9 protein-coding genes are annotated in these 12,802 nt (G+C 36.1%); 8 read left to right on the forward strand and 1 reads right to left on the reverse strand.

All coding sequences use genetic code 11. The annotated features are described in order from the left end of the window. Positions 1-20 precede the first annotated feature (20 nt). The 3 genes from M3189_RS07060 (at position 21) to M3189_RS07070 (ending at position 7,162) form a co-directional block, all read left to right on the forward strand. The gene (locus M3189_RS07060; RefSeq protein ID WP_251633117.1) at positions 21-2,183 is read left to right on the forward strand and encodes a hypothetical protein; all 2,163 of its coding nucleotides are present in this window, start codon (positions 21-23) and stop codon (positions 2,181-2,183) included. Then, entirely contained in the window at positions 2,180-6,013 is a 3,834-nt protein-coding gene (locus M3189_RS07065) for a hypothetical protein (protein WP_251633118.1), read from the forward strand. Before M3189_RS07060 ends, M3189_RS07065 begins: the two co-directional genes overlap by 4 nt. Before the next feature lie 198 nt (positions 6,014-6,211). Further along, positions 6,212-7,162 carry a ribose-phosphate diphosphokinase gene (locus M3189_RS07070; RefSeq protein ID WP_353057403.1) on the forward strand — a complete coding sequence of 317 codons (951 nt, stop codon included), beginning with the start codon at positions 6,212-6,214 and terminating at the stop codon, positions 7,160-7,162. Between the two features lie 50 nt (positions 7,163-7,212). Here the strand turns inward: M3189_RS07070 and M3189_RS07075 are convergent, their stop codons facing one another. Continuing rightward, positions 7,213-8,040 carry a formate/nitrite transporter family protein gene (locus M3189_RS07075; protein WP_251633119.1) on the reverse strand — a complete coding sequence of 276 codons (828 nt, stop codon included), beginning with the start codon at positions 8,038-8,040 and terminating at the stop codon, positions 7,213-7,215. Between the two features lie 238 nt (positions 8,041-8,278). Here M3189_RS07075 and M3189_RS07080 point away from each other — a divergent pair, with 238 nt between their 5' ends. The 5 genes from M3189_RS07080 (at position 8,279) to M3189_RS07100 (ending at position 12,755) form a co-directional block, all read left to right on the forward strand. After that, complete coding sequence (locus M3189_RS07080) at positions 8,279-8,776, forward strand: hypothetical protein (RefSeq protein WP_251633120.1); 498 nt, start codon at positions 8,279-8,281, stop codon at positions 8,774-8,776. A gap of 35 nt (positions 8,777-8,811) precedes the next feature. Next, a complete protein-coding gene (locus M3189_RS07085) occupies positions 8,812-9,501 on the forward strand; it encodes an NUDIX hydrolase (RefSeq protein WP_251633121.1) in 690 nt (229 codons plus the stop codon). Positions 9,502-9,539: 38 nt separating this feature from the next. Continuing rightward, positions 9,540-10,292 (forward strand): GNAT family N-acetyltransferase, encoded by a 753-nt coding sequence (locus tag M3189_RS07090; RefSeq protein WP_251633122.1) that lies wholly within the window; start codon positions 9,540-9,542, stop codon positions 10,290-10,292. Positions 10,293-10,933: 641 nt separating this feature from the next. Next, complete coding sequence (locus tag M3189_RS07095; protein WP_251633123.1) at positions 10,934-11,428, forward strand: TRAP transporter small permease; 495 nt, start codon at positions 10,934-10,936, stop codon at positions 11,426-11,428. Positions 11,429-11,480: 52 nt separating this feature from the next. Beyond that, positions 11,481-12,755: a TRAP transporter large permease gene (locus M3189_RS07100; protein ID WP_251633124.1), complete on the forward strand. Its 1,275-nt coding sequence runs from the start codon at positions 11,481-11,483 to the stop codon at positions 12,753-12,755. Positions 12,756-12,802 lie beyond the last annotated feature (47 nt).

Genomic DNA, 12,802 nt, shown 5'->3' on the forward strand with positions numbered 1-12,802 from the left:
TTAAAAAGGAGTGATATTTGATGCACTCAATTGTTGTACATTTTGGGAAAAAATATGAGGACTGGCATTTAGTAGAGCCATTCTTTTATAAGTTGCAGAATAGTGAAGTATTAACCTTTTACTGGGAGGAGGAGGCACCAGCCTCTAATCCTCTTTTTTTATCGTTAGTTGATCGATTGATTGAACATTTGGATCGGCATCGAATTAAGGATTGGCAGTTGATTATTCTATTAAACTTAGATGATGAGTTAAATAGGGTGTTACGACTGACCACGCATCTATCGAAAATAAGGAAAGACCTGCTTGAACCTTTAAAGGACAAGGGATTCTATCCGACTCAAAGCATTTTACATTTGATTGACATGATCAAGCGAACTTCTAATTATGCACCAATAGAGGAAAGTTTAAAACGCTATTGGGAACTTGACCATTATGGCTATCTGCTAAAAAGCACTGAGTGGCCAATAGTGGGAAACGCCTTTTGCGAGGAGGAAATTAATCAGCTCGATGAAGAATGGGGGGAATCCATTCAACTTCAAGATATTATCTTAGATCAGCCTGGTGCAGAATTCATGGAGGCTTTAGAGCTTAAATGTGAGCGGGTCACGACCTGCCTAGCTAAAAAGATAGACAAAAAGAAAGATCTTTTGTTGTTACGCCGCGAGAAGATGAGTAATGATGAATGGATGACCAAATATCAGCTCGATATCATCATGGAAGATTTTGAGAAAAAGATTAAGCAAATACTCACGCTGCCATTGACTCCTTCTTTAACGTATTTTACTCCTTCAAAAGAACTTTCAAGCAGTTTGAAGTTTCATGTGGGTATCCAAAGTGAAATCGGTGATATTCGTTTGGTTCGTCAGGAAATCGTTCAAAGTTCTCATCGGGAAAGAATGAAAGGTTATATGGAACTGGTCTATTTTCTTCTTACAATCAGCCACCATCCGAAACTAATTGAACGGTTGGATAAGGGAAGTACAAGTGTGATTCAGATTGCATTGAAAAATGAGAGGCTGGAAACGTTACTTAATCATTATTTTTTGAGTTTGTTAAAAGCAAAGAGGCAATTAGAGGATCAATTAATACTTCAAAACCTATTTCATACCAATCGATTTCGAGATGATGATTTTTCCCCAAATACAGCAGCAAGTATTGAAAAGAGAAGAGATGCACCTCAACCACTGTCAAAGAGTTCAAAAATTACCTATCAATTCTATGATCAATGGGAGAATCAGCTTTATAAAGCTGAGACTATTCTCATTAACCGTGAAAATGAGCTGCTAGAAAATTCAAGAGAAGCTATAAGAAAAATGAATGTGTTAAAAAGAAGGAATAACTTTCAGGAAGAGGAAGAATTAATCGAAATCAATGACTATAAAAAGGACATCCTCCAAAAAATTGGTGTCGTGCAAAGAGATGTCCTCCATTCAAATCCTGGCATATCTGAAGCTCTTTCGAAATGGAATAGTTTTGTGACACAAGCGAAAAACCAAATGCATTTTCTCCTGCAGTTACTACCAAATCAGCGTCAGTTCCTGATGATGAGTATCCTGATTTTTATCATCCTATTCATTCCTTTCCTGCATATGTTGGGGTCAATTGAATCTCCTGTGGTACCAGCCTATTTTTACGGTACTGGTTTTGTTGTCACGCTTCTTGTTACTTATTGCGGGTATTTTTTTACTCAACGAAAATCCTATTTTCACATATACAAGTTTCAAGAAAAAACCTATGAATATACAGAAAACATTTATCAAATGCAAGTCGATGCTCAGCACAAATATAATGACTACTTAAACCATTTATTCAAGCTTTTTTCGTTACGAAAAAAGCTTGAAAAACTATCACTAATCGGTGAAGAAAAGAAGATACAGAATCTACTTTACCGCTACCACCTTATTAAATTGGACGAATTCGTTCAGATGACGAATCGATTGCTTCATATCCTGCAAATGAATAAAGAACCGTTTTCTACGAATCAAAGAGTACCTGCTATTAAATTTGAAAAAAGTATCATCGAGAATCCTATCTATACTCCTTTTCAACAGCAAGGAGTACAGGGGTTAAATGGACATGGGATTGATGTGTATCTCGGCAGTGCCATCGAACAATATCAATCAACCTATTTTCATGAACTTGACCAAATTCGAATCCAAGAAGATAAGGTGTATAAACTATGAACTTATACCTTGAAGTGTTAGGAAGTTTTCTGGTTTTTTGTCTAAGTTTCACACTTCTCTATAAGGCCAATTTTTCTCAGGAGCATCGCTATAAACAACTTGTCTTTCCGCTTGTAGCTTTATTTATTTGTTTATCCTGGCTTTTATTGGATAAGTGGCTTACGGGTATATACGAAGCATTTCTTAAGGAAAAAATGCCTTTTCTATTAACGAATATCCAACTGTTGATAAATTTAACGATTTTGTTCTCGGTCTTGAGTGTTAAATGGTGTTGGAAAATTGCCGGAAGTTTGCCGTATACGACTCTTGGAAATATGCGCATATTGAACCACTTTGTGAAATTAGTGAAAAAGGCTGGATCTATTTTTTATCCGCATGAACTTGTTGACAGGTCGAAAACGAAGCGATTGGAGCAGGGCTCCGTTTCGCTTGTTTATTTTAAAAGCCGGGGAAAGATCTATTTAAAAAAGGAGTGGACCTATCTATCTGCCTTTTTCAAGTTTGCAGCCATTTTCCCACTACTTCTTATGTTGCTTCTTATTATTGCCAATGTATATGAGCTTTCAATGATTCATTATTTACCTGCCTACCCGATTATCTCCTTTGTTCTATTAATGGAGATTGCTTGGTTTTTAAATGGTCAAAAGGTTCCTTATAGTGAAGGGTCCATTGCTGGTAATGATGCCGTCTCCAGAAGACTTACAACCTTTGAGGAATTATATCATCAATACAAGGAATTATGGGAAGACCGATTGCTGTCTGCTGGGATAATAAGAGAAAATGAACATTTCCATCATCGGAAAAATCATTTCGCCTATGAAATTATCTCGCTGGACCTGGAACATCAGTTAATTATTCATTCTATTTGTGAAGGATTAAAGAAAAAGAACATCCTTATCGATGAAAGCTATACGACGATGATGTCAGAAATCATTCAAGAACATGATGTGATGATTGAGGATGTCAATTACAACGATTTCTCTTCCTATTTCTTTCCGGCTTTGTATCATTTGCTGGCCAAAAACAAGAAGATATTGATTATTACCCACAGCCAAGGTGCTGCAGAGGAAGCGGTAGAATGGGTGTCAAAGGGAATGAGAGAAGTGTCAGGGGTGGACCAGTTATGGAAGGTCGGCACCTACTTAAATGCCCTCGAACAAAACATGAATTCCGATGTATTAATTGTTTCACCTGATACCTTAAAGGAGAAACGATTCTTGCACTACCTACGCCAGTTAGAATCAACAAAAACATTAGAAGGCGTATTGTTGTTACAGGCAGAAAAACTGCTTCCAAACTATTCCACCATCATTCATGCTTTTAACCTAAATGTTAGGAACATCATTGGAAAAAAACCACAATATATCATTTTAACAGAGTGGTATGAAGGATTAGAACATACTGTCCGATCACTCCTGCAATGTGAGCCTAGAGGTATCGTTGCTTCGTCCAGCACAAGTCAATACTTACACTATATGGTATGGAAAAATGAAGGTGAAAAATGGTTTCAGCATAAGATCCTGCCAAAAATTTCGCATCGTAAATTAGAAGCGGAAGTAGTCTTATCCATGCCTGCTTTAAAGGCAAACATTGAACCAATACACTTCATTAATCAACAAAACACCAATGTTTATGAAAGTATTCAAGAAATCATGGATATGAAGCAGCTGTTATTTGATCTTGGTTTTGACTTGGAAACGTTGGATCAAATGGTAAAAATGATTCAGATTCAGGATAGTAACCTTTCGATTCCCATTGGTGATTTTACACTTCTTCTCATTCGAGATGATTACTACAATTTAGTGAGGCTTTTAAATTTGTGGAAAGGAACCGGTAAAGTGTCTTCCTTCGTTCACATCATCAGTCCTCCTTATTTAATTCGGGATTACCTTGCAGATCAGTTGGATTTCTTTATGAGTACTAATCGGACCATTGCTCCCTTAGCTCCTCGCTTATCTCAATCACGTTGGAGCATTGCTTATTCTCTTTTGGAGCGATTATGTCATTTTTATATCATGGAAGAGGAAGTTGAGAGCTACTTAAGAAGAGCGAAAATTGATTCTTACCGCTCGATTGTCGAAGGTGTTCACGAGTTGTTCTCAAACGCTTTTGGTCCTAAATTAGTATACCGATTTACGATTGAATCTGAGGAACTAATAACCTTTAATCGATCCGAAAAGGATTTTGTAAAGAAGAAACGATATAGGATCCCCTATTCAGCTAAGGAAAAGATTTTACCAAAAGGGTTTCGGTTCATTCAGATTAAGCAACACAACAAGTGTCTTTCTGAGATTTTTGAAGGACATATCTATCAACAATACCTGCCTGGCCAATACCATTCCTTTAATGGCGAACATTATAAAATTCAAAATGTGGATGTCGAGCATGGAGTTGTTGAAGTCACCTTTGAACACATTTTTGAGAAGAAATATTACCGTCCTATAACGGAGTATAAAATAAGTCAGATGTCAGAAGAACACAATTTTGAGAGTAAAAATATTTCATTTGAACAGTTTGACGTCTTTATTGGAGCGCTGAAGGCGGATGTAAGGATTAACACAAGCGGCTATGTAGAATTTAGTGAAATGGTAAACTTAAAATCGATGAAGGTCCATTCGTATCATCAAGATGAACAGGTAAAAAGACATTATGAGAACGGTCATATTTTATGTATGGAGATACGTTCAAACCTGGGGGGAATTGAAAATTCTGCAAAAATTGAATTTACATTAGCGCTATTACTTAATGAGTTGTTTTTATCCTTATTCCCAGAAACACACCATTTTGTGAAGGCATGTGCCCGTTTGGATGAATCATTCTTTGACCAGACAGATTCCCAGTCCAAGAAATTACAGTTGATATCACCTTCCTTGCAAGTCGATGATGACCCTGAGGAAGAGGGGAAAATCAGACTATACATTATTGAAGATTCTCCTATACATCTGGGTATTTTAGAAGCAATTTCTCATAATTGGGAAAAAATCTTTGATATTTTAAATGACTATTTGTTTTGGTTAGTAAATGAAAGTAACGGGAATAGCGATTATCTCTATTTTGGTTACGACCAATATCCTAAGGAACTTGCCTTATACGAAACGTTTTCGATAGTAGATACGTTGTTAACGAGGAAAAAAATGAGAGAAGTTCGAATAGAATATCTAGGACGAATGGTAGATGGAGATATCGTAAAAATCACCAGCAAAGAAACACAATGTGTGTTTTGTGGCAGGACAGTTTCTGCGGCCCAAATCCATCAGCTCAGTGATGGCAGACAAAGGTGCTTTACTTGTAACGAGTCTGCAATCGATCATGTATTACGTGTTGAGCCACTTTATAGAGAAGTTCGTCAATTTTTTAAAGATGTATATTTAGTAAACTTACCTGAAGATATAGCACTATCCGTGATAAGTGCAGCGGATATTCACAAGAGTAGCGGTTTGCCATTTATTCCGAAAGCAGGTAATCCTCGTTTAACTGGTAAAGCCAGCATGGATGGTGATGGAAAACTCAGGGTTTTAGTTGAAAACGGGTCACCGAGGATCCATACACTTTCCACCTTAGCGCATGAATTAACCCATATTTGGCAATATGAGAATTTACAAGTGAATCAGCTGGAAATTGAGGAGCTTGAGGGATTTGCCTCATGGGTAGAAGTCCACATGATGACCCAAATGGGAGAAGTTCCGTATGCCAACATGCTCAAAGAACAACTCGAAAATAGACAAGACCCATATGGCAGAGGCTACCGACTCATAGAAGAGAAATTATCCATACTCCCATACAACGCGACTCCATTTGACTTCTATGTACCTGATGAAGTTGGGATGTAATCTTAGACAATCACCAAATAGCGTAGTGTAAGAGAGTTCACACTACGCTATTTTTTTTATTGGAAAAAATTATTTTGTTAAGATGCCTTAAGTTTGAAGGTTCCAATATGAAATATTGTTCTAATGACTGCATTTCATGTAAAATAGGTAATTGAGACGTTAAGGAATTGTAAATAAACAAAGCATGGGGGACATAAAGTGTCGTATCAATTACAAAAAGGTTTTAAATTGTTTGCACTAAATTCAAACCAAAGCTTGGCGAAGGAAATGGCCGAGCATTTAGGCTGTGAGGTTGGGAAGAGCTCGGTCACCCAATTTAGTGATGGAGAAATTCAAGTGAATATAGAAGAAAGCGTGCGTGGCTGTGACGTTTATGTTGTACAATCTACTTCACACCCGAATAATGACCATATCATGGAGCTGCTCATTATGATTGATGCTTTAAAAAGAGCTTCAGCGAAAATGATCAATGTTGTTATTCCTTACTATAGCTACGCACGCCAGGATCGAAAAGCTAGATCCCGCGAGCCGATTACAGCTAAATTAATTGCGAACCTACTTGAAAAATCAGGTGCTACCAGGGTACTGACAATGGATTTTCATTCACCGCAGGTCCAGGGCTTTTTTGATATTCCAGTGGATCAATTAGTTGGAATTCCGATTCTATCACAGTATTTTGAGAAAAAGGGACTTGAGGATGTGGTTGTTGTTGCACCACATAATGGTGCTGTTGGGAGAGCAAGGAAAATGGCCAATATTTTAAATGCCCCAATTGCCCTCATTGATCGACGACGTCCTGAACCCAATGTTTCCGAAATATTTGAGATTATTGGGAATGTTGAAGGGAAAAATACAATCATTGTTGATGATTTAATTAATACTGCTACAACGCAGACTTTAGCTGCCAATGCCTTAGTAGAGCATGGGGCAAAAGCAGTTTACGCTTGTTGTACACATGCTGTTCTCTCACAATCTGCTGTTGAAAAAATTGAATCATCGGCGATTCAAGAATTAGTGATCACGAACACGATTGAGCAGAGCGAAGAAAAGTTAATTAATAAAATTACGATGTTGTCTGTAGCTCCATTACTAGCAGACGCTATTGACCGAATTCATAATGAGAGAGCAGTAAGTCCTTTATTTGAATAAATGAAAGGAAAGAGAGCCGTGATACCCACGGCTCTCTTTTTTGTGAAGATTTATAATCCAATCTTTTTGTCAAAGATTCCAGTCTTTTTAGCCCCTTCAATGACAGTGTATTCATTCTTTTTGTAAGCAAACCAATACGCCATACCGATGAACAGTGCTCCGCCAACGGCATTTCCTAAGAAGACAGGAATGAAATTATTTAGATAATCCATCCACGTAAGGTGACCGGCGAATATTGCTGCTGGGATGACAAACATATTGGCAACGACGTGTTGAAATCCAATTGCGACAAATGCCATAGTCGGAAACCAAATGCCTGCAATTTTTCCAATCATATCTTCACTCCCATAGGATAACCACACAGCAGCAGCTACAAGCCAGTTACAGCCGATACCTGAGACAAAAGCCTGTAGAAAGGTTGCATTTACTTTGTGTTCAGCAATATGAATGGTACTTTCCAAATAGACACCTGTTTCAGTTAAACCTACAATATGTCCAAAAAAGTAGGCCACGAATATGGCGCCTAGAAAATTGCTGACCGTGATTAGAAACCAATTTTGCAGAACCTGTTTCGTATTAATTTTATTTGAAAATCTCGCCAGTGGAACCACCATCATATTCCCAGTAAGCAGCTCTCCGCCTGCAATTAACGTAAGGATTAGTCCGATTGGGAAAACGGAGGCACCTAAAATGGCGCTAAGCCCTGATAAACCCTCGGATAGCGGTGCTGTCACACGTATATATAGCAGGAATCCTAATGAAATAAATGCACCTGCTTGGAATCCTAATAGTAAGGTAGTTAATAAGGGGTAACTGGTCTTTTTAACCCCATTTTTTATGGATATTTCTAGTATTTGATCGGGTTTGTATAGTGACATGATCGTATTTCCTTTCTAACTGCGTATATTGTGAAGTTTATCACATATTTATTTATCTTTATTTTAACGCAATAGTGCACAATATGCTGTGAACATTTCTTTAACATTATTACAATCAGTGCTAAGTTATTTTTTCAGCAGGGGTTATTCACTGGTGAGATTTTTATTGAGTTAACAAGTTTCCTTTTTTGGTATAAAATTAGATTATTATTGTTACTGCTTTTTGGAGGAATGGGTAATGGCTGTTGTTAAATCGGTAAAAATTGATGGGGAGAATATACATATCTTTAATAGTGCGATTTATATCTTTGAATCACATTCGGGCTACACCCTTGAATTGGATTTGGTTGTAAGTGAAGTGACAGAAAGAAAATATAAAAAAGAGCAAAATCTAATTATTGAGATAGAACTAGAAAACGGTAGATTGATTGATTCCATCATGCATGTAAAAACCTTATCTGGAGGATTACCTCAGCTTAATTTATTCTGTGATCTTGAGGAAATTGACGAGTTCGATGACCTTGATCGGGTGAGTGAGAGTAGTTCATGGTTTCCCAATGTAGAAGAGGGAATAACCTTAGCAGAAATTAGAAAAGTAGAAATGCCTAATGAAAACATTAGTCTAAAATTAAATCTACCCATCGACCAGGTCGAATGGTTAAAAAAGCAAAAAAAGGCAAGTTTAAATGAAATGCTGCAAGAGTTTATTTCTGAATATTTGAAAAAACAGGAATGAAGTGAGTGTTTTTTTTTAAAGAGGAGGGAACTAAGATGGCTGTTTCGCCAAAACCTGCTTCAACCGTTGTATTGATGGACGAATCATCAAGGATTTATTTAACAAAACGGCCAGCCACGATGAGGTTTATGGGGGGATTTCACGTTTTTCCCGGAGGAGCCGTAGAAAAACATGATGCTTTTGTTGCAAAAGATACCGTGAATAGTGATGAGACGCAGCTTTCTATTAGTCTCTCACATTATATTGCTGCGGCAAGAGAATTATTTGAAGAAGTCGGGATTTTGTTGGGTTACAAGAGAGACGGTTCACTCGTTCAATTGCCAGAGGGAAAGGTAGAAAAATACCGAAAAGGTCTTCTAGAAGGAGAAATACCTTTTAATACAGTGTTAGAACAAGAAAATCTTTATTTTGATCCTCAATGTTTAAGATATTTCGGCCAAATTATCACACCCGAGGAAAGTCCGATTCGTTTTGATACCCGTTTTTTTCTAGCAAAGCTCCCAGAAGGTCAAATCCCTGAGCCAGATCAAAACGAAATTGATGAAGCGGTCTGGATTAAGCCAGAAGAAGCATTAGCTGCATTTCAAAATAAAGAAATTAAACTCGCACCACCAACGATACTTACACTTCAAGCAATCATTGACTTTCAAGAAAGCGGTATCTTAAAGATGTCCGTATCAAAAGACGATTTGATGCGTTTAATTCATTTGATAAAAAATCTATAGAGTATTATTTATTCTTCATGTAGAAGGGGAACTGGTTCATGCAAATTACATTTGAAAATATCTTTATTCATAGTCATGTAGTGGCTGAAAATCATCTATACAAACATTTTCATTTTCCAGAAATGTTATCTAGATATGATAGTAATTATATTGAGTTTAAAGCATTTACTTCATTGGATGAGTTTAAGCAAGCAGAAAGTTATTTACGTGAATACCATCAACGAAATGGTCAAAAACACGTGAAGTTCAAATTTCCTGTAGATGAAAATATCCCAGCTGAGTTAGTGAATTACTTAAATCAAGAAAATTATGATATTGGTTTTCTCGAACTTTATGCGATTGAACCAAGTCAATTTCCAAAGGTGAAAAATCACCCCGAAATTGAGGTTCAAATCGTAACTGAAAAAAACCTGAGGGATTTTCTTTCCTTACAATATCAGCAGGATATTGTCTTTGGCAGTAATTTTGCTAATCAAAAGGTTGAATTAAATAAACGTATTTTTCAAGACCCTACTATCATGCAGCTGCTAGCTTTCTATAAAGGTACACCTGCTGGAGCAGTGGATGTAATTATTTCGAAGGATACAGCTGAAATTGATAATCTAGGTGTCGATGAAGCCTTTCAAAAGAAAGGAATCGGAAGCAGAATACAAAAATTTGTGATGGATACCTTTCAAGATAAAACCGTCATCCTCGTCGCGGATGGTCAGGACACCCCAAAAGAAATGTATAAGAGGCAAAACTATCAATATCTTGGATATCAATATTACACCCAAAAAGTTGAGGAATAATAAAGAAAAGGATTGTTACCTTAACTGGTTCCGTTTCGTATCACAAGACATTAATTCACAGCAAGAAATGTAAACTAAAATGCATATCAAAATGCACCGCTATGCGGTGTTTTTTGATGTGTTTTTAATAATAGCTTAGTTGGATTTGATAAGAACCAAGAAGGCTCTTCTCTGTATTTATTTTCTGCCTCTAAATCTAACTGTGTTCCCGTTCGATGATATTTAATGCGAAATCATTTTTAAGGACACGTCCCGGTGCTCATAATCCAGGGAGAATAAGACTACAAATTTATAAAGATTAAAGGTAAAACTTAAATATAGAATTTTCAGATTTTTTATTGACAAAATTTTTTTTGTAATATAAAATTAATTTCAAGTTCATATATAGTTTCCAGTATTAACCGGAACTTTGTAAAGTGGGTAAAGAAAGCGCTTTCCTAATATGTATTCATGATAGATTTTTACATTATTTAGGTTGCTTCTTTACTAATAAGTAACGATATAAAAACGTAAAAACGGGGAGGAAAAATTCTATTTAAAAATTCTCAATCTTATAAGGATGGTTATTAAATGCAATATATATAATAGCCTAAAACGGGTTACTCTTTTTTGCTAATTTTTTATCTGAATGGAGGGATACCATGAAATTAGTAAACATTATTTTAGATAAAATTGATTATGTTTGTACTTATGTAGCAGGAATAACAATGTTAGTGCTTACAGTATGGATTTTTATGGACTCTATTTTAAGAACCACGCTTAATAGTCCAATTGTTGGGACAATTGAGGTTACCGGTGAGTATTTACTGGTCTTGATTGTATACCTATCAATAAGTTATACATTTAAACACGATGGACATGTTAGTGTGGACTTCTTAGAAAGCAAGTTCTCAAAACCAATGAAAAAATATGTGCGAGTATTGAATAATTTGATAGCCTTTTTTGCGTTCCTAGTTTTAGGTATATATAATTTTCTAAAAGGGATAGAGTATTTCGAAAAAAATATAAGATCAGCCGGTATGCTGGACTATCCGTTGGCACCAGCTATGATGGTCATTTCCTTTGGAATATTTTTATTATCTGTTCGATTATTAGTCGATACTATTAATATACTAAGAGGTACAAAAGAGGTATAGGACTTTATTCCTTTAATGCCTTCTCGTAAATTCGATAAGAAGGGGGATTCATATGGTTGCATTAACAATTGTTTTATTACTTGTTCTGTTATTTATCGGGATGCCGATTGGTTTTGTACTACTCGTAGTTGGATCTATCGGATTATACTTAACTGCAGGATTTGATAGTTTACAAGGTATTTTGGCTACCACAGCTTATAGAGGTGTAAATAATTATACGTATAGTGCTATCCCATTATTTATATTAATGGCCCATTTACTATCAAAAAGTAAAATAGCAGATGATTTATTTGAATCTGTATTGAAATGGATGGGTCATTTGCCTGGGGGAGCAGGTGTGGCAACAGTTATCGGAAGTGCTGGTTTCGGAGCTCTATCTGGTTCGAGCACCGCAGCAACTTCTGTAATGTCACAAATTGCTATTCCTCAAATGGTAAAAGCAAAATCTTCTCCTGCATTTGCTGCAGGATTAGTTGCAACAACTACAGGAACTCTTGCAGCGCTGATTCCTCCAAGTATCCCATTAATTTTATATGGTATTCAAACTGAGACCTCGGTTGGTCAATTATTCATAGCAGGAATTTTGCCAGGAATATTGCTTACGGTACTGTTAGTCATTACTGTTGTTATCGTAGGTATAAAACAGAAAAGTATATCCGAGAAATTTTCTTGGAATGAAAGATTAAAATCTTTAAAGTCCATTTGGCCAGCGGTACTTTTAATATTAATCGTTATTTCTGTAGTATATTTTGGTGTTGCCACTCCCACTGAAGCAGCCGCATTTGGTGTTATTGGGGCATTAGTTATTGGTTTGTCTTTGAAAAGATTAAAATATAAACAAATTGTGGATTCGTTATTTTCTACGGTGAAGTCTACAGCTATGATTTTCGTTATAATTGTTGGTGCGAATGTTTTTGCTTACTATATTACTTTAACCAGAGTAGGGTTTAAAATTATCAGTTCAATAGAAGCTTCCGGTTTTTCCCCATGGATGATTTTCTTCTTGATTGTTATTATGTATTTAATTCTTGGAATGTTTATGGATATGTTTGGTTCCATGTTGTTAACATTACCACTTGTGTATCCTTTGATGGTGTCTCTGGGATTTGACACCATTTGGTTTGGCATCATATTAGTACTGCTTCTTGAAATTGGTTTGGTCACTCCACCTGTAGGCATAAACTTATATATAACGAGTGACAATTCGGGTGTTCCAGTTAAGGATGTATTAAAAGGATCTTTACCATTTATAGGTGTCTTATTACTTACTATACTAATTTTAGTATTTTTCCCACAAATTGCATTATTCTTACCATCAAAAATGTAAGATTAATAGAGTTTAAAGTATAATAATCTTCCGAAATAAAAAATTGT

Source organism: Neobacillus niacini (assembly GCF_023715415.1).
Lineage (GTDB): Bacteria > Bacillota > Bacilli > Bacillales > Cytobacillaceae > Neobacillus > Neobacillus niacini_C.

What these genes read in the sequence shown, in the direction of transcription:
- M3189_RS07060 (WP_251633117.1), top strand. Translation starts at nt 21, where the DNA reads ATGCACTCAATTGTTGTACATTTTGGGAAAAAATATGAGGACTGGCAT.
- M3189_RS07065 (WP_251633118.1), top strand. Translation starts at nt 2,180, where the DNA reads ATGAACTTATACCTTGAAGTGTTAGGAAGTTTTCTGGTTTTTTGTCTA.
- M3189_RS07075 (WP_251633119.1), bottom strand. Translation starts at nt 8,040, where the DNA reads ATGTCACTATACAAACCCGATCAAATACTAGAAATATCCATAAAAAAT.
- M3189_RS07080 (WP_251633120.1), top strand. Translation starts at nt 8,279, where the DNA reads ATGGCTGTTGTTAAATCGGTAAAAATTGATGGGGAGAATATACATATC.
- M3189_RS07085 (WP_251633121.1), top strand. Translation starts at nt 8,812, where the DNA reads ATGGCTGTTTCGCCAAAACCTGCTTCAACCGTTGTATTGATGGACGAA.
- M3189_RS07090 (WP_251633122.1), top strand. Translation starts at nt 9,540, where the DNA reads ATGCAAATTACATTTGAAAATATCTTTATTCATAGTCATGTAGTGGCT.
- M3189_RS07095 (WP_251633123.1), top strand. Translation starts at nt 10,934, where the DNA reads ATGAAATTAGTAAACATTATTTTAGATAAAATTGATTATGTTTGTACT.
- M3189_RS07100 (WP_251633124.1), top strand. Translation starts at nt 11,481, where the DNA reads ATGGTTGCATTAACAATTGTTTTATTACTTGTTCTGTTATTTATCGGG.